This window comes from Streptomyces sp. NPDC008137 (assembly GCF_042957035.1).
In the GTDB taxonomy this organism is placed as follows: domain Bacteria; phylum Actinomycetota; class Actinomycetes; order Streptomycetales; family Streptomycetaceae; genus Streptomyces.
The window spans coordinates 45,038-62,374 of sequence record NZ_JBIBHN010000039.1; the positions used below are offsets into that span (position 1 = coordinate 45,038).

At 71.7% G+C, this 17,337-nt stretch carries 17 protein-coding genes and 1 pseudogene; 13 read left to right on the forward strand and 5 right to left on the reverse strand.

Annotation, left to right across the window (positions count from 1 at the left end; genetic code table 11):
- The first annotated feature begins 8 nt into the window (after positions 1-8).
- Together ACFZBT_RS36835 and ACFZBT_RS36840 are read left to right on the forward strand one after the other, a co-directional pair.
- On the forward strand, positions 9-590 hold the full coding sequence (locus tag ACFZBT_RS36835) for a sigma-70 family RNA polymerase sigma factor (RefSeq protein ID WP_391113546.1): 582 nt from the start codon (positions 9-11) through the stop codon (positions 588-590).
- Positions 591-726: 136 nt separating this feature from the next.
- Positions 727-1,413: a DUF4397 domain-containing protein gene (locus ACFZBT_RS36840; RefSeq protein ID WP_391113548.1), complete on the forward strand. Its 687-nt coding sequence runs from the start codon at positions 727-729 to the stop codon at positions 1,411-1,413.
- On the opposite strand, the gene ACFZBT_RS36845 is transcribed toward ACFZBT_RS36840, so the two are convergent.
- From ACFZBT_RS36845 to ACFZBT_RS36855, 3 genes are read right to left on the reverse strand one after another with little or no spacing between them, the layout of a single operon-like run.
- Positions 1,397-2,386: a DUF6207 family protein gene (locus tag ACFZBT_RS36845; protein ID WP_391113551.1), complete on the reverse strand. Its 990-nt coding sequence runs from the start codon at positions 2,384-2,386 to the stop codon at positions 1,397-1,399. The two genes, ACFZBT_RS36840 and ACFZBT_RS36845, sit on opposite strands and share 17 nt — an antisense overlap.
- Positions 2,370-3,263, reverse strand: a complete 894-nt coding sequence (locus tag ACFZBT_RS36850) for an XRE family transcriptional regulator (RefSeq protein ID WP_391113554.1) — start codon at positions 3,261-3,263, stop codon at positions 2,370-2,372. Before ACFZBT_RS36850 ends, ACFZBT_RS36845 begins: the two co-directional genes overlap by 17 nt.
- Positions 3,260-3,490 (reverse strand): hypothetical protein, encoded by a 231-nt coding sequence (locus tag ACFZBT_RS36855; RefSeq protein ID WP_391113556.1) that lies wholly within the window; start codon positions 3,488-3,490, stop codon positions 3,260-3,262. The genes ACFZBT_RS36850 and ACFZBT_RS36855 overlap by 4 nt, the downstream gene beginning before the upstream one ends.
- Before the next feature lie 462 nt (positions 3,491-3,952).
- On the opposite strand from ACFZBT_RS36855, the pseudogene ACFZBT_RS36860 reads away from it, so the two are divergent.
- Positions 3,953-5,022: pseudogene (locus tag ACFZBT_RS36860) on the forward strand (IS630 family transposase).
- Between the two features lie 30 nt (positions 5,023-5,052).
- Here ACFZBT_RS36860 and ACFZBT_RS36865 read toward each other — a convergent pair.
- Both ACFZBT_RS36865 and ACFZBT_RS36870 read right to left on the reverse strand, forming a co-directional pair.
- Positions 5,053-5,694, reverse strand: a complete 642-nt coding sequence (locus ACFZBT_RS36865) for a DNA alkylation repair protein (protein WP_391113590.1) — start codon at positions 5,692-5,694, stop codon at positions 5,053-5,055.
- 110 nt (positions 5,695-5,804) lie between these two features.
- Positions 5,805-6,596 (reverse strand): MBL fold metallo-hydrolase, encoded by a 792-nt coding sequence (locus ACFZBT_RS36870; protein ID WP_391113559.1) that lies wholly within the window; start codon positions 6,594-6,596, stop codon positions 5,805-5,807.
- Between the two features lie 80 nt (positions 6,597-6,676).
- On the opposite strand from ACFZBT_RS36870, the gene ACFZBT_RS36875 reads away from it, so the two are divergent.
- The 10 genes from ACFZBT_RS36875 to ACFZBT_RS36920 all read left to right on the forward strand — a co-directional run bounded on the left by ACFZBT_RS36875 (position 6,677) and on the right by ACFZBT_RS36920 (position 17,231).
- Positions 6,677-7,354, forward strand: a complete 678-nt coding sequence (locus ACFZBT_RS36875) for an ABATE domain-containing protein (RefSeq protein WP_391113561.1) — start codon at positions 6,677-6,679, stop codon at positions 7,352-7,354.
- Between the two features lie 40 nt (positions 7,355-7,394).
- Positions 7,395-8,306 carry a LysR family transcriptional regulator gene (locus tag ACFZBT_RS36880; protein ID WP_391113592.1) on the forward strand — a complete coding sequence of 304 codons (912 nt, stop codon included), beginning with the start codon at positions 7,395-7,397 and terminating at the stop codon, positions 8,304-8,306.
- Positions 8,307-8,448: 142 nt separating this feature from the next.
- Positions 8,449-9,615, forward strand: coding sequence for a CoA transferase (locus ACFZBT_RS36885; RefSeq protein WP_391113564.1), 1,167 nt, complete (start codon positions 8,449-8,451; stop codon positions 9,613-9,615).
- Positions 9,616-9,700: 85 nt separating this feature from the next.
- A complete protein-coding gene (locus tag ACFZBT_RS36890; protein ID WP_391113567.1) occupies positions 9,701-10,477 on the forward strand; it encodes a crotonase/enoyl-CoA hydratase family protein in 777 nt (258 codons plus the stop codon).
- 6 nt (positions 10,478-10,483) lie between these two features.
- Entirely contained in the window at positions 10,484-11,230 is a 747-nt protein-coding gene (locus ACFZBT_RS36895) for an acetoacetate decarboxylase (protein ID WP_391113569.1), read from the forward strand.
- Positions 11,227-12,171 (forward strand): 3-hydroxyacyl-CoA dehydrogenase NAD-binding domain-containing protein, encoded by a 945-nt coding sequence (locus ACFZBT_RS36900; RefSeq protein ID WP_391113572.1) that lies wholly within the window; start codon positions 11,227-11,229, stop codon positions 12,169-12,171. Before ACFZBT_RS36895 ends, ACFZBT_RS36900 begins: the two co-directional genes overlap by 4 nt.
- Before the next feature lies 1 nt (position 12,172).
- The gene (locus tag ACFZBT_RS36905; RefSeq protein WP_391113575.1) at positions 12,173-13,375 is read left to right on the forward strand and encodes an acyl-CoA dehydrogenase family protein; all 1,203 of its coding nucleotides are present in this window, start codon (positions 12,173-12,175) and stop codon (positions 13,373-13,375) included.
- 78 nt (positions 13,376-13,453) lie between these two features.
- The gene (locus ACFZBT_RS36910) at positions 13,454-13,978 is read left to right on the forward strand and encodes a hypothetical protein (protein WP_391113578.1); all 525 of its coding nucleotides are present in this window, start codon (positions 13,454-13,456) and stop codon (positions 13,976-13,978) included.
- Positions 13,979-14,128: 150 nt separating this feature from the next.
- Positions 14,129-14,791, forward strand: coding sequence for an isochorismatase family protein (locus tag ACFZBT_RS36915; protein ID WP_391113581.1), 663 nt, complete (start codon positions 14,129-14,131; stop codon positions 14,789-14,791).
- Positions 14,792-14,888: 97 nt separating this feature from the next.
- Positions 14,889-17,231, forward strand: a complete 2,343-nt coding sequence (locus tag ACFZBT_RS36920; protein WP_391113584.1) for a helix-turn-helix domain-containing protein — start codon at positions 14,889-14,891, stop codon at positions 17,229-17,231.
- Positions 17,232-17,337 lie beyond the last annotated feature (106 nt).

Genomic DNA, 17,337 nt, shown 5'->3' on the forward strand with positions numbered 1-17,337 from the left:
ACCAGGCCATGACCATCGACACCCGAGAAGAAACCAGGTACGAGGACGAACTGGCCCACGGATTCCGTGCCGCCGACGAGGACGCCTTCGCCGCGGTCTACCGGCGCTGGGCCCCCTTGGTCCACACCTTGGCCACCCGGTCGCTCGGCGACACGCACGAGGCCGACGACGTCACCCAGCAGGTGTTCCTCGGCGCCTGGCGCGGCCAGGCCGGCTTCCGCCCGGAGCGGGGCCCGCTGGGCGCCTGGCTCGTGGGCATCACCCGGCGCAAGATCGTCGACGCGCTGGCCGCCCGGACCAGACGGCTGGCTCTCGCCGACTCGCTCGCCCACACCGACGACACGGCCGGACCGGGCGAGTCGGCGGCGGAGGACGTGCTGGACCGGGTTCTGCTGGTGAACGAGTTGTCCTGTCTGCCGTGGCACCAGCGGTACGTGCTGTGCCTGGCCTTCTACGAGGACCTCACCCAGGCTCAGATCGCCGAACGGACCGGCATGCCCCTCGGCACGGTGAAGAGTCACGCCCGCCGCGGCCTGCAGCGGCTGCGCAGGGCGATCGAACCGGGCCAGGTCCGCTGGACGGGCGTCTAGGCGAACTGCCGAACTCACTCACGAAGGCTGCCTAAATGATACGAAAGGTGCATTCCGCGCATCCATGGCAGTCGCCCTTCACGAAACGACATCGAGACCCCGCAAGGTGCGGAGGCTCGTTCGAAGGGATCACCCCATGACTTCCCGGACCTCTCTCGCTGCCGCCGCATCGGCCGCCGCCTGTGCCCTGGCCCTGGGCGCCACCGCGCCCGCCATGGCGGGTGCCGCCTCGCAGAACGAGGCCATGGTGTCTGTCTTCCACGGCATTCCCGGGATGACCGTCGATGTCTACGCCAACGGTGACGAGCTGCTCGGCGACTTCAAGCCCGGCACGGTGACCGACCCGCAGGCCCTCAAGGCCGGCACCTACGACATAGAGATCTTCGAAGCGGGCCAGAGCCCGGACGGCACGCCCGCCCTCGAGAAGGAGATCAAGGTGCCCGAAGGCGGGAACGCCACGATCGCGGCCCACCTCACCGCCGACGGCGCACCGGAGCTGACGGCCTTCACCAACGATGTCTCGAAGGTCGACGAAGGCAAGGCACGCCTCACGGTGCGCCACGTCGCCGCCGCACCGGCCGTCGACGTCCGCGCGAACGGGCAGCCGCTCTTCACCGGCCTGGAGAACCCCAAGGAGGACACCGCCGAGGTCGCGGCGGGCACCGTGAATGCCGATGTCGTGCTTGCCGGCACGGACGACGTGGCCATCGGCCCGGCCGACCTGACCCTCAAGGACGGGACGGCCAATGTCGTCTACGCCTGGGGCAGCGCCGAGGACAAGAACCTGGCTCTGGCGACCCAGACGCTCAGCGGCACGAAGTAGGTTCGGTGGGCCGGCGGTCCAGGAGGTAGCGCAGCCGCACGTCGCGGCGGTCCGCTCCCCTGGCCGTACGGTCCGCGACGGCCGTCTCCCAGCAGGCCGCGAGGGCTTCCCGGAAGAAGCTGGAGGCTGACTCGTCGCGTGCGGCGGTCTCCACCAGGACCCGTTCCGGCTCGTGCGCGGACTCGCCGGAGCGGTCCCCGGCGTCGGCTCGCGGCCTGGTGCGGTTGGGCAGGCCGGCGGCTTGCGGCCCGGCCTGTCGCACGGACCGGGAGACCGCTGACGTGGCGGCCAGGATGATCTCGAGCTGTTCGGCGAAGTGAGGGCCGGGGAGCGGGATCTCGTAGCCCGGGTTGCGGGCGTATCCGGCGGCGACGGCGTTGGTGACGTAGGACTTGACCGCGGTGAACGTCTCGGTGTGGTCGCGGGGGGCGGTCGGGGCCAGTCGGCTGAGGATGCGCAGGACCGTGGGAATGCTGGTGTCCACCCCGAGGCCGCTGTCGGCCGGTGCGTCGTCGCCGGCCTGCTTGTGCCACAAAGCGGCCGCCTGCCTGTCGCCGAGCGCGAGGTGATGCAGGTGGAGGCAGTAGGAGGCGGCGGGTTCACCGGCCCCGGCGGCGTACTGCCACCAGAAGCGCGCGCCGTCCCGCTCGTCGGCCAGTTGCAGGACGCAGCCCAGGATCCAGGCACCGCGCGGGGAGGGCAGCTGTTCGGTGACGAAGTCGGCGAGCTGGCCGGGGGTGGCGTGGACGACGACGGCCTCGCACAGGGCCCGCAGGCTCCGGGCGGCGTTGTCGTCGGCCAGGTCGCCGCCGCCGACGTCCCACAGCGGGGTGCCGTCCGGGGCGAAGGCCGGGTAGGCGGTGTCCTCGTACGGGACGGTGTCCGACGGCACGTGGGGGTCGTGCAGCAGGAGCGAGCGGGAGAGGAGATCGTCGATGGCGGTCATGGCGGGGTGCTCACTCCCGGTGGTCATGGCGGTGGTAGGTGCCTTCCAGGGCGCCTCGGGCGTGGTGGTCGATGGACTGGGTGATGGCCGCGGACAGACCGACGACGCCGGGGACGGCGTCCGGGTGGATACCGCACAGATAGCGCAGGACGGTGACGTCGAGCTGGTTCTGGGGCAGCCGGGCGACGGCGTCGAAGAAGTCGGCGAGGCGGCCTATGCGGGCGAACCGGGCCGTCAGGTCGTCGATCCGGCTCTGGTCGACGGTCTGGAACGCCGCCGGGCGCAGATCGGGGTGTCCGGCAGGATGAAGGTGGGCGCGTAACAAGACGCGGGAGCGCAGCAGCCGCCATGCGTGGCGGGGGACGTTGGGGCCGGCGACGGCGTCGTCCCAGCCCAGCCAGAGGATGTCGCTGGCCTCCGAGACGACCCAGTGGGCGCGCCGGTCGCTCTGCAGGAAGGCGCGGGCGTAGGCGGTGTAGGGGTGGCGCATGGCCTCGGTGAAGCCCTGGTGCGCGAGCGGGGGCCGTTCCGGGGGCAGCGGCTGGACGGCGTGTATGCGGCTCTCGATCCACGCGGGGTCCTTGGCCGCCTCACGTGCCGCCGCCGTCCACAGCCGGCGCAGCGGCCAGACGGGGATGTCCAGAGCCCGGACCACGCTGTAGGTGATCTCCCAGCCGGGGTAGTAGCCCTTGCCGCGCAGCAGTTCGCTGATGCGGGCCTTGGAGTAGCCGGAGCGCCCGACGAGGTCGTCGAGCGTGAGCCCGGTGGCGAAGAGCCTGGTGCGCACCGGCTCCAGCCAGGCCCGGTGGGAGGGGCCCACCTGCTCCCCGATCGACTCCGGTTTGCGGCCGCGCCTGCTCGGCGGCTCGCCGTCGGGCTGCTCGTAGGCGGAGAACGGGCTCATCGCACCGGCTCCTCGGGCCCGGCCGCTATGGCCTTCGGGGCGGAGTCCACCGGGGTGTGGCGCGGGGACTGCGTGGCGTGGAGGGCCGCGACGATCTGCTGGACGAGCAGTCCGAGCGACGGCAGCAGCGCGGCCACGGCCGCGAGGTGCCCCAGCACGGTCATCACCGTGCTCCACGCGAAGACCGCCACCATCACGACGACGGTCAACACCTGCTTACTGGACATCGCACCTTGTCTCTCAACTCGAGGCGTCTGGAAGGCTCTTCCCCGGCGGTGCTGAGGCGCTGCGGAGGAGTTGGACGTCAGCATGGTGCGTCGACCACCGGACACTCAACGTGATCATGGAGTTACGGAACAATGCCGACCGGGCGCCCCGGTGTCCGCAGCGCGCCTCATCGGGCCATGTCGGTCACAGGCACGTGCAAAACATGGCGGATCGAACGCTTTTGAAGGCGGAAACGTACTTCTCGTCGCGACACCGGGAGCGAGGCGCACCATGGAACGCGGACGTCTCCCCGGGCGTCGGACCTTCCAGTCTGGAAGGACGAGCGGTCCCTTCGTGCTGAAGAACGACCGGAGGGGACCGCACCGCTCCCGCCCAGACCCCGTGCTGGGCGGGAGCGCCTACTCGCTAGTGCTCTGACCGCATAGGTTCGCCGGGTTGGCGTCGTGGCGGTTGGATGTCGGGTGACGTCCGATCCGACCGCTGGAGGTGCGGCGGCTGACCCTGTCCGTGTGCGCAGACTGACCGACCAGGAGGGGCAGAAGCTGCAGCAGATCGTGCGCCGGGGCAGCACCAGTTCGGTTCGCTACCGGCGCGCGATGTGATCCACCGGTTCAACGAGATCGGCCTGGCCTGTCTAAACCCTCAGTGGGCGGGAGGCCGTCCCCGCCTGCTCAGCCCTGACGATGAGGGCTTCGTCGTGCAGACGGCCACCACTCGCCCGACCAAGCTCAGCCAGCCCTTCACCCGCTGGTCCATCCGCAAACTCGCCGCCTACCCGCGGAAAGTGCAGGGCCGTGTCATCCGGATTTGCCGCGAGGCGTTACGGTGCCTGCTCGCCCGGCGCGGCGTGACCTTCCAGCGGACCAAGACGTGGAAGGAATCGCCCGATCCGGAGCGCGGCGCCCAGCTGGACCGCATCGAGGAGGTGCTGGAGCGTTTTCCGGACCGGGTCTTCGCCTTCGACGAGTTCGGGCCCCTCGGTATCCGGCCCACCGCCGGGTCATGCTGGGCCGAACAAGGCCGACCCGAGCGGCATCCCGCGACCCACCACCGCACCCACGGGGTTCGCTACTTCCACGGCTGCCACTCGATCGGCGACGACACCCTCTGGGGCGTCAACCGCCGCGAGAAGAGTGCCGCGAACACCCTGGCCGCGCTGAAATCGATCCGGGCCGCCCGCCCCGACGGCGCCCCGATCTACGTCATCCTGGACAACCTGTCCGCCCACAAAGGCGCCGACATTCGCCGCTGGGCGAAGAAGAACAAGGTCAACCTGTGCTTCACCCCGACCTACGCCTCGTGGGCGAACCCGATCGAGGCGCACTTCGGACCGCTTCGGCAGTTCACCATCGCCAACTCAAACTATCCCAACCACACGGTGCAGACCCGGGCCCTGCACGCCCACCTGCGCCGGCGCAACGCCAACGCCCGCCACCGCGACGTCCTGACCGCCGAACGCAAGGAACGCGCCCGCATCCGCAGCGAGAGAGGTACCCGCTGGGGCGGACGCCCCCTCGCCGCCGCAGCCTGAGCAACCCGGCGAACCTATGCGGTCAGAGCACTAGCCGTGCTGTCGCCGCACCATCTCGGCGATCCAGACGGGCGCGAACGGGGATGTGCAGCCGGGGGACGTCGGATAGTCCTTGAGCACCTCCAGGCGTTCGCCGATGCCGATGGCACGGGTGCGGTGCTCGGGGTGCTCGATCCCGATCTGGGCCAGGCAGTGGTTCATCGCCCACTGCAAGCGGTCCGGGGCGTCCTTCATATCCGCCTCGATGACGTCGAGCAGCCCTGCGAGGTCGAGGCTTCCGGGCTTCTTCGCCACGCGTTCGGTGGTCAGCGCCCAGCCGGCGCTCGCGACCACGGGATCCGGATCGGCGGACCAGGCCGAGCGCAGCTCTTCGGAGTGCGGGCTCTTCTTCACCACGTAGTTCACGAGCCAGTCGTGCACCTTGGGTGTGCGCGCCTCGCGCAGCATGACGTCCAGCGCGTCACGCTCGAACGCCTTCGGGCGGCAGATCAGGATCGCGAGCAGTCTCGCCACGGTGTCATCCGTCTCCCAGAGCCGGACCGCGAGTTCCTGCTGCGTCTTCAGCCGCTTCGCGAGCGCGCGCAGCTTGCCGAGGTTGACACCGTGATCGTCGCCGTGCCTCTCGTTCACCTCGCGTGCCTTCGGGTCCTCGAGCGCGGCCAGCTCGGCCATCACCTCGGCGACCGTCGTCCCGGGCTGCGTCGTCTCGGCCACCACGGCCTCCTGTCCCTCACGTTCGGCATTCACGGTACGACGGAACCCGGCTGCCGCGATGCCCGCGATCAGCCCGGGTGCCCCCAGTCCAGGCGGTCGGCCAGCCCCGCGGCGATGAAGGCGGCCTGGAGTGCGTCGCGGCCCTCGGTGAAGTGGGTCCAGCTGTCGTAGTGGACGGGGACGACACGGCGGGCACCGAGGATCCGGGTGGCTTCGGCGGCCTGGGCGCTGTCCAGCACGAGGGCGCCTCCGTCGAAGAGGCCGGCAAAGCGGGGCGCGCCCGCGAAGAGGACGGCGGTGTCCACCGGCCCGAGGCGTTCGGCGGTCTCCCTGACCGCGTCGAGGGAGGCGTTGTCACCGCTGACGTACACGGTGGGCAGTCCGTCTCCGGTCAGGACGAATCCGACGACCTGTCCGGTGATCGCCTCGGTCTCCTCGCGCGCGCCGGGGCCGTGGATGGCGGGAACGCCGGTCACGGTGACCGTGCCGCCGCCGGGGCGGTCCAGCTCGACCGACTCCCAGTCGGCCAGCCCCCTGGCCGTGCCGCCGAGGCGCTTGCCGCCACCGGGGGTGGTGAGGGTCAGCGGTATGCCGGCGAGCAGGGCCCGGCCGGCTCGGTCGAGGTTGTCGGCGTGCTCGTCGTGGGACAGCAGAACCACGTCGACGGGGCCGAGTTCGGCGGGGCTGCCGGAGGCGGGGGCGGTCTTGGTCAGGACCGGGCCGTCCGACTCCGGGTAGTCGCCGGGGGCGTCGAAGGTGGGGTCGGTCAGGAACCGCAGGCCGCCGTACTCGAAGAGAGCGGTCGGGCCGCCGAAGACGCGGACAGGGAACTGCTCACGGGTCGTCACTGAAGAAGCCACAGGGAAACACCTCACGGATGGGATCGGTTTATCCGTGAGAGACGGTAGCACGCTTCTCACGGATAGGGGCGGGCCGTACCATGAGAGCCATGGATGTGAACGTCGCCGCCGCGCCCGCCGGATTCGTCGAACCCGCCGTGCCCCCCGCGCCCGGCGAGGAGCAGTACGCGGCCCTCGCCTTCGCCAACAGCGTCATCGCGTCGCCCGGCGGCAGGTTCACCGACTTCCTCGGCACACCGGAGCAGGCGAATCAGTGGCTGGCGGACCGTGACCTCGCCCCCGTGGACGCGGGCCTCCGGGAGATGTGCACGGCACAACTGCGGTCGCTGCGCGAACAGATCAGGTCGTTGCTCGCCTCCCGCGTCGAGGCCTCGCCGGCCCTGCCCGCCGCCCTCTCCGCCGTCAATGACGCCATGACCAAGGTGCCCACCGCCTCACTGCTCCAGTGGGACGAGGACAACGGCCCCTACCGCACACCCCCGCACCCCACCACCGAGATCGTCGACCACGCCCTCGCGACCCTCGCCGCCGACGCCGCCGACCTGCTCACCGGGCCCGACGCCGAGCGGCTCACCGCTTGCGGCTCCCCGCCCTGCGGCCGCTACCTGCTGCGGCACGGCCGCCGCCACTGGTGCTCGACACGCTGCGGCGACCGCGCACGCGCGGCCCGCGCCTACGCACGCCGGACCCGGGCCGGGGGCGGGGGCGGGTCCGGGGCCGAGGATTCCGCGCCCGGGACGCACCCGCAGGGCGGGTGAGGTCCCGTCATCCGGATACGCGGTCGCTAGGGTGGGCCGCGTGGAGCTCCTACACCTGCGCTACTTCGTCGCCGTCGCCCAAGAACTGAACTTCTCCACCGCGGCCCGCAAACTGCACATGGCGGCGTCCCCGCTGAGCCGGCGGATCAAGGACCTCGAGGGCGAACTCGGGCACCGGCTGTTCGACCGCGACACGCATCGAGTGAGGCTCACTCCGGCCGGCTCGGCACTGCTGCCGATCGCGCGCGGTGTCCTGGAACAGGTCGACTCCATCCGGTGGCGTCTCGACGAGACGGCCCGGCCGCAGCGGACCACGCTGCTGCTCGGTGTCCCCAGCGGCATCCATCCGGACCTGCGCGAGCGGATGGACGCCCTCGCCGAGCGGGTCGGCGACCGGTTCGAGATCAAACGCTGGCCGGGCGGCACCGACCGGCTGGTCGACGCGGTGTGCGACGGACGGCTCGCGCTGACACTGGCCCGGCTGCCGGTCGGCGGCGACCCCGCCCTGGAACAGTTGCCGGTGATGTCGGAGCGGCTCGGCGCGGTCGTGCCCAGAGACCGCTTCCCGGGGCGGGAGTCGGTGGCGCTGGCCGAGCTGGCCGAGCTCGCCTACGCGGGCTCCCCCACGGCCGTGACCAACGCGTATTTCCGCGGACTCGACCAGCAGCTGTCCGATCTCGGCATCAAGAAGCGGATCGAACTCAGCAGCGTCACTTTCGACGGAGTTTCCGAGATAGTGGCCAGTGGACTGGCATTCTCCATTTCGATGCTGGACGCAAGAAGCCCCGTCCAGAATTACCGTCTGGACAATGTGACAGTTCTCCCCTTTTCGGATTTCAATCCGACACTGGAGACCGGTCTGTTCTGGCGCAAGGACCGCGCCGACGGCGGTGACCTGGATGAAGTAGTGACAGCAGCGCGCGAAGTATTCTCCGATCGACTTCGCGCCTGAATTCCCAGAAAACCCGACACAAAGCGGTATGACCACTGCGGTCATACCGCTTTTCGCTATTTGGTCATTCCGTTCGAGATCCACCCTTGCTAACTTAGTTTCCAGATACACACATGCGGCGAAGCTAGGAGTGAAGGTAACGATGACGGAAATCACGGACACCACCGCCGGCCCTCTGGACGGCGTGCGCGTGATCGACCTCTCGACCGTGGTGATGGGCCCGTACGCCGCCCAGATCCTCGGTGACCTGGGCGCCGACGTGATCAAGATCGAGTCGCCCGCCGACACCGTCCGCGTGGGCCACTACCGCACCACGCCGGGCATGACCCCGCTGAACCTCAACGTCAACCGCAACAAGCGGAGCGTGGCCCTCAACCTCAAGGACGAGACCGACCGGGAGCGCGCGCTCGAACTGGTCGACACCGCGGACGTGCTGATCACGAACATGCGGCCCGGCGCGCTGCACCGTCTGGGTCTGTCGTACGACGACATCGCCGCCCGCAACCCGCGGCTCGTCTACGCGCACGCGCAGGGCTTCCGGGGCGACTCGGACCGCGCCGGTCACGCCGCCTACGACGAGACCGTGCAGGCCGCGTCCGGCCTGGTCGACATCGCCGACCGCGCACTGGGCGAGCCCGTCTACCTGCCGACCATCATCGGCGACAAGGTCTCCTCCCTGACCATCGCCTACAGCGTGCTCGCGGCCCTGCTGCACCGCGACCGGACCGGCCGGGGCCAGCAGGTCGAGATCCCGATGACGGACACGCTGATCGCCTTCAACCTGGTCGAGCACCTGGCGGGCCACACCCACGTGCCCGAGAGCGGCCCCACCGGCTTCCCGCTGTCGATGCTCAAGGGCCACAAGGCGGTGCGCACCAAGGACGGCCTGGCGTGTGTCATCCCGTACAACCCGCGCAATTACCGTGACTTCTTCTCGGCCGCCGGGCGCCCGGACCTCGCCGAGGACCCGCGGGTCGGCGGGGACGCCATCGACAGCGCCGACCACGAGGACCTGGCCGAGCTGATCGGCGTGTGCGCCCCGGCGCTGACCACCGAGGAGTGGGCGGAGGTCTGCGCCAAGCACAGCATCCCGATGGCCCCGGTACTGGAGCTGGAGAACGCCCACGAGGACCCCTACGTCCGTGACGGCCACCTGCTCGACACGGCGGAGCACCCGACCGAGGGCACCGTCCGCACCATCGGCATCCCCGTGCGCTTCTCCGCGACCCCCGGCTCGATCCGCCGGCTGGCACCGGTCGCGGGCCAGGACACCGAGGACGTCCTCGCCGAACTCGACACCGCCCGCTGAGCGCCACCACCCGCTCCCCCCAACTCGCCGTCGGGGAACGGCCCGCGCTCCCCCACGGCCGTCACAGAAAGACAGAAGGACAGCCATGAGCACCCCCGAAACCCTTGTCGTACGGACCGAACGCATCGGCTCCGCCCTGCTGATCACCCTCGACCGGCCCGAGGCCCGCAACGCCGTGAACGCGGCGGTGGCCGCGCAACTGGCCGCAGCACTGGACGAGTTGGATGCCGACCCCGCGCTGCGGGCCGGTGTCCTGACCGGTGAGGGCGGGACCTTCAGCGCCGGCATGGACCTCAAGGCGGCGCTGCGCGGCGAGTCGCCCGAGGTCGAGGGCCGCGGGTTCGGCGGCCTCACCGAGTCCGAGCCGGCCAAGCCGCTGATCGCCGCCGTGGAGGGCTTCGCCATGGGCGGCGGCTTCGAACTGGCCCTGGCCTGCGACCTGATCGTCGCGGCCGAGGACGCCCGGTTCGGTCTGCCCGAGGTCAAGCGCGGGCTGATCGCGGCGGGCGGCGGTGTGATCCGGCTGCCCAAGCGCATCCCGCACCACCTGGCCATGGAACTGCTGCTGACCGGCGAGCCCGTCGACGGCCGCCGCGCGGGCGAACTGGGCCTGGCGGGCCGGGTCACCGGCAACGGCCAGGCCGTCGCCGAGGCGCTGCGGCTGGCCGAGCGGCTCGCGGAGAACGCCCCGCTCGCACTGGCCACCGTCAAGCGCGTCGTCCGCGCCGCCGACGGGGCGCCCGATGCCGAGGCCTTCGCCTTCCAGCGCGAGCAGATGAAGACCCTGATGGCCTCGGCCGACGTCCGCGAGGGCATGACGGCCTTCGCCGAGCGCCGCCCCGCGCGGTGGACGGGACGGTGAGGCACCATGCGCGCCGAGGACGTACGGCAGCACGTCACCACCCCCCTCACCAGCCCGGCGTACGCGCCGACGGTGCCGCGGTTCACCGACCGGGAGTACCTCAACGTCGTCTACCGCACCGACCCCGAGGCGCTGCGGGCGGTCGTCCCGGAGCCGCTGCGGATCGACGATCCGCTGGTCCGGTTCGAGGTCATGAAGATGGGCGACGTCAGCGGCTACGGCCCCTACACGGAGGCCGGCCAGGCGATCCCCGTCACTTTCGAGGGCGAGCGGGGCGAATACCTGCACGCCATGTACCTCGACAACTTCCCGGCGACCGCGTCCGGCCGCGAGGTCTCCGCCTACCCGAAGGTCATGGGCTCCCCGGCGCTCCACGTCGACACCGGCGCGCTCGTCGGCACCCTCGACCACGGCGGGCAGCGGGTCGCCACCGCGACCATGGGCTACAAGCACCACGAGCTGGACCGGGACGAGGCGGCGGCACAGATCAGCGTGCCGACCTTCATGCTCAAGACCGTTCCCGGCTACGACGGTCTGCCGCGTGTGCAGGAACTCGTCCGCACCCGCATCACCGACCTCACCGTCAAGGAGGCCTGGACCGGCCCCGCCCGGCTCCAGCTCTTCCAGCACGTGCTGGCCCCGCTGGCCGACCTGCCGGTGCTGGAGGTCGTCTCCGCCGGCCACATCCTCACCGACCTGACGCTCGCGGGCGTCGAGCCGGTGCACGACTACCTGAAGGGAGCCCTGTCATGACCCGCGCCTTCCGCACGGCCGCCGTGATCGGCGCCGGGACCATCGGACTGTCCTGGGCGACGCTGTTCGCCGCGCACGGCCTGACCGTCGAGGTGACCGACCCGCGGCCCGACCTCGCCGAGGCCGTCGCCGAGGCCCTGGACCGCAACGCCCCGCAGCTGGCCGCCCGCGGCCTGGACGTGACGGGCCTCGCCGACCGGGTGCACCTCGCGGCCGACGTCGCCGAGGCGGTCCGGGACGCGGACGTCGTCCAGGAGAACGGCCCCGAGCGGGTCGAGTTCAAGCGGGACCTGTTCGCCACGCTGGTCCGCGAGGCCCCCGACCACGCGCTGCTGCTCAGCTCCTCGTCGGCGATCCCGTCCAGCGCGTTCACACGCGAACTGCCGGACGAGGCCGCCGCCCGGGTCCTGATCGGCCACCCCTTCAACCCGCCGCACCTGGTCCCGCTCGTCGAGGTCGTGCCCGGGGAACGCACCGGCGAGGACGCCGTGCAGGACGCGGTGGACTTCTACACCTCGGTCGGCCGCGCCCCGGTCGTCGAGCGCAAGGAGGTCCCCGGCTTCGTCGGGAACCGGCTGCAGAACGCCCTCAGCCGCGAGGCGGTGTACCTCGTCGAGCAGGGCGTGGTGACCCCCGAGGACCTCGACAAGGTGATGACGAACTCGCTGGGCCTGCGCTGGGCCACGGTCGGGCCGTTCCTCGGCTCGCACCTGGGCGGCGGCCCCGGCGGCTACCGGCACCTCGTCGAGCACATCGGCGCGTCGATGCGGCAGATGGAGCTCGGCACCCCGTCGCAGAACAAGGAAGAACAGGAACGGCTCATCGAAGCCGTGGAAAAGGCCTACGGCTCCTCCACGTACCCGGAACTCACCGAGACGCGCGACCGCAGGCAACTCGCCGTGCTGTCCGCCCTGGACGGCGCCGACAAGGAGGAGAACTGAGATGACCACCTTCATGGAACCGCTCGACGACCAGCTGACCGCCGACTTCTACGGCTACGAGGCCCTGCTGCCGGACGAGGAGCGCAAGATCCTCCGCAAGGCCCGCGCCCTCATGCGGGACGAGGTCAAGCCGCTGGTGAACGAGAACTGGGCCCGGGGCGAGTTCCCCACGGAGCTCATCTCCCTGTTCCGTGACAGCGGCCTGGCCGGACTCCCCTACGAGGGCTACGGCGAACACCGCCCGGCCGTGAGCAACCTCCTGAGCGGCATGCTCGCCCTGGAGATGACCCGCACCGACGCCTCGGTGTCCACCTTCTTCGGCGTCCACAACGGCCTGGCGATGTACTCCGTCCACTCGGGCGGCGACCAGGAGCAGCGGGACCGCTGGCTCCCGGAGATGGCCGCGATGGACAAGATCGGCGCGTTCGCCATGACGGAACCGCTCGGCGGCTCCGACGTAGCGGGCGGCATGCGCACCACCGCCCGGCGCGAGGGCGACAGCTGGGTGCTGAACGGCGCCAAGAAGTGGATCGGCAACGCGACCTTCGCCGACTACGTCGTGGTCTGGGCCCGCGATGTCGACGACAACCACGTCAAGGGCTTCGTCGTCGAGAAGGGCACGCCCGGCTTCGAGCCGGTGAAGATCGAGGGCAAGATCGCCTTCCGGATCGTGGAGAACGCCGAGATCACGCTGACCGAGGTCCGGGTGCCGGAGGCGAACCGCCTGCGGAACATCAACTCCTTCCGGGACGTCGCCGAGATCCTGCGCGCCACCCGCAGCGGAGTGGCCTGGCAGGCGCTGGGTGTGATGGTCGGCGCCTACGAACTCGCCCTGGACTACGCCCGGGAGCGCCGCCAGTTCGGCCGCCCGATCGGCGGTTTCCAGCTGGTGCAGGACCTGCTGGTCAAGAGCCTGGGCAACATCACGGCGTCCTGGGGCATGCTGGTGCAGCTCGCCCGGCTGCAGGACGCGGGTATCTTCCGTGACGAACACTCCGCGCTGGCCAAGGCGTTCGTCACCTCCCGGATGCGGGAGGTCGTCGCCTGGAGCAGGGAGATCTTCGGCGGCAACGGAATCCTGCTGGAGCACGACATCGCCCGGTTCTTCGCCGACGCCGAGGCCATCTACTCCTTCGAGGGCACCCGCGAGATGAACACCCTGATCGTCGGCAAGTCGATCACGGGCCAGAGCGCCTTCGTGTGAGGCACATCGGATGGGGAAACCCCAGCTCCTTCGAGCTGGGGTTTTCTCATGGCGCCACCTTGACGCCATCATGCCGCCATGGACCTCACGCCCTATGTCGACACACGCCGCCGGGAACTCGCGGTGGCTGCCGAAGCCGGTGGGGAGGACGCCCGCGAACTGGCCGAGCGGCTGACCGCTCCGCTGGAGTCGGCGGCCCGCCTGACCCTGCTGATCGTGCTGTCCGCCGCCATGGACGAGGTCACACGCGAACTCGCCCCCGGCTCGGTCGACGTACGGCTGCGCGGGCTCGACCCCGCCTTCGTCGTGACACCGCCGCCGGCCGGCGGCGCTTTCGAGGAGCCGGACCCGCGCCCGGAGCCACCGAGGGCACCGGCCCCCGTGCCCGCCGACGCCGACGACGGCACCACCGCGCGGATCAATCTGCGCCTGCCCGCCCCTCTCAAGGGGCGCGCCGAGGAGGCCGCCGCACGCGAGGGCCTGTCGGTCAACGCCTGGCTGGTGCGCGCGGTGAACGCCGCCGTGGAGAGCGGCGGCACCCGGGCCCGCTCCGCCGAGTCGACCCGCGGCGGCGGCAACCGCTACACCGGCTGGGTGCGCTGACGCCCGGAAGTTGCCCCCGGGCGCACCCCTGCTGTCCCCTCCGTGCACGGGCGGCCCGGAACCCCTCCGGCACTGGTCCGGCGTGCCTAGCGTGACGAGCGAACCGGCCGAGATCCGAGCCGGAGTCACGCTTCCCGGAGGACACCGACCATGGTCAGCATCACCGACGTCACCGCCGCCCCCAGCCCCGACCTGCTCACCCCGGACAACTGCGCGGTGCTGTTCGTCGACCACCAGCCGCAGATGTTCTTCGGCACCGGCAGCGGCGACCGCACCGCCATCATCAACGCGACCGTCGGTCTGGCCAGGGCCGCCCGGACCTTCGACGTGCCGGTCGTGCTGAGCACCGTGGCCGCCGAGTCGTTCTCCGGCCCGCTCCTGCCGCAGCTGGCGGAGGTCTTCCCCGGGCAGAAGCCCGTGGACCGCACCTCCATGAACGCCTGGGAGGACGTGGCGTTCGTCGAGGCGGTCAAGGCCACCGGGCGGCGGAAGCTCGTCATCGCCGGTCTGTGGACCGAGGTCTGCGTCGTCCTGCCCGCGCTCTCCGCGCTCGCCCAGGGCTACGAGGTCTACGTGGTCACCGACGCGTCCGGGGGCGTCACCCCGCAGGCCCACGACCACGCGGTGCAGCGCGTGGTCCAGGCCGGGGCCGTCCCGGTCACCTGGGTGCAGGTGCTCCTGGAGCTGCAGCGTGACTGGGCCCGCACCGAGACGTACGGCGCGGTGACGGAGGTGGTGAAGGAGTACGGCGGCGCCTACGGCCTCGGCATCGTCTACGCGCAGGCCGTCATCGGCGCCCACGCCGCCGGCTGATCCCGCCGGGGCGGCGGGCACGGTCCGCTGCCCCGCCGCCGCGGGTGCCGCTCCCGGCCGGGCCGGGGGTACCGGCCGCCGCGCGTATCATCGCGCGGTGGACACCGGGGTGGGGATCGCGGCGCCGTTCGGACGGCTGCTGCGCGAGTTGCGGCAGAGCCGTCGGCTGACGATCGAGGAGCTGGCCGAGGCCTCCGGGGTCTCGGGGCGCGCCATCGGCGACATGGAGCGGGGCAAGAGCCGGCGTCCGCACCGTGGCACCGTCACCGCGCTCGCCCAGGGCCTGGAACTGGACGAGGCGGCGCACGCGGAACTCCTGGGCGCCGCCCGCGCCGCCCGTCCCCGCGCGCGGACCGCCGGGTCCGGCAAGGCCTCGCCGCACACCCTGCCGAGGGGCGTGGCTGACTTCGTCGGCCGGCATGGGGAACTGGCCGTGCTGCGCGCCCTCGCGCGGGAGGCCGCCGACACCGGGCCCTCGCCGGACCCGGGGTCAAGGGTGCCGCCGACGGCCGTGGTGTCCGGCCCGCCCGGAAGCGGCAAGACGACGCTGGCGGTCCGGCTGGCCGATGAGCTGGCGCCGTCCTGCCCCGACGGGGCGTACCTGGTGGACATGCGGGGGCTGGACGAGCGGCCGCTCCCCGCGGAGCAGGCCGTGTCGGGGCTGCTGGGCTCGTGGGGCGTGGGGGACGCCGAACTGGCCCGGCTCAGCGCAGAGGAGCGGCTGGCCCGCTACCAGGAGATCACCGCCGGGCTCCGCGCGGTCCTGGTCCTGGACAACGCGGGCGGCGAGGCCCAGGTCAGACCGTTGCTGCCGCGCGAGGGGCGGCTGCTCGTGGTGGTGACGAGCCGCCGTGCCCTCGCCGGTCTGGAGGGGGTGCGGCGCGTCGAACTCGGCGGGCTGAGCCGGCAGGAGTCCGCCGCCCTGCTGCGGGCCGTCGTGGGCACCGGGCGCGTGGACGCCGAGCCGGACGCGGCGGACGTCGTGACCGAGCTGTGCGGGCATCTGCCGCTGGCCCTCAGGGTGGCCGCCAACTGGGCCGCCACCCGCACCAACTGGAGTCTGCGGCGCCTCGCGGACCGGCTCGCCGACGCGGACCGCAGGCTGGACGCGCTCAGCGCGGGCGACCTGCGGGTCAACTCCGCCTTCGCGCTCTCCTACTCCCGTCTCGCCCCCGAGGCCGCCCGGATGTTCCGGCTGCTGTCCCTCGTACCGGGAGGGGACTTCAGCGTGGCGCCGGCCGCGGTGCTCGCGGGTGTCCCGCTGCCCGACGCCGAGGACCTTCTGGAGGAACTGCTGGAGGCGGGGCTGCTGATGACGTCCCGTCAGGATCGCTACCGTCTGCACGACCTGCTCCGGCTGTACGCGGGCTCCCGTCACCGCCTGGAGGACGGGGAGGAGAGGTCGCTCGCCGCGCGGTCCCGGCTGCGGCACTGGCTGCTGGAGACCGCCGTCCTCGCGGGCCGCTGGTACGAGCCGGACTACGGCATGCCCGCGCCGGACCCCGGCCGGCTGGTCGCCCTGGACGACCGTGAGCAGGCGGCGCGCTGGATCAAGGCGGAGGGCGACGCCTGGCTGGCCGCGTTCCGCGAGGCCGCGGAGCGGGGCGAGCACGCGCGGGTCGTCGAGGTCGCGGAGGCCATGCACTGGTTCTCCGACCACTGGGTGTCCTGGGGCCACTGGACCGAGGTGTACGAGCGTGCCGCGACGGCCGGGGCCGCGCTGGACGACGCCGGTCTGGAGGCGACCCACCGCAACTACCTCGCCTGGGCGTACTGGGCCTGTGCCCGCCGGCACGACGAGGCGGTGGAGGCTGCCACGGCCGCGCTGCGGCTCGCCGGCGCTGCCGGGAACATCCTCCAGCAGGCGTGGGCCCATGCCTATCTCGGCTGGCTGCGGGACGTCGTCGGCGACATGCCGCCCGCCGCCGACCACTACCACCGCGCCCTGGAGCTGTTCACCGAGGCGGACGACGTCACCGGCTATCTGCAGGTGTCCTGCGGGGTGATCAGGGTGCTGCGCGGGGCGGGCCGGGCCCGGGCGGCGGTCGAGACCTATCAGGGCATCCTGGACGCTCTCGCGGATCCCCGTCACCACGACCGGATCCCGCCCAACGTACGGGACTTCACCCTGCTGTCCGCCGTCTACTCGGTGTCGTTCGTCCATCTCGGCCAGGGACACTGGCAGGAGGCGGCCGACGCGCTGCGCTCCATCCGCGGGCAGTTCGACGCCCGCGGCTGGCACCGGCAGGCGGGCAAGGTCCGTCTTCACCTGGGCCAGGCCCTGGCCCACCTCGGCCAGACGGCCGAGGCCGCCGCCGAGTACCGCGCCGTGCTCGCCCTCGACGACCGCGTCCCCGCGGACGTACGGGACGAGGCGCAGGCGGGACTGACCGCCCTGGCCGCGGGCCGGCCGGCACCGGCCGGCCCGCTCGAGCAGTGAGGGCCGGTGTTCTAGGTCGTGTCCGCAATGTCAGGGGAGCCAGAGTTGTAGGCAGGCGATGGTGACCAGGGCCTGGTAGTGGCGGGCGAGTTTGTCGTAGCGGGTG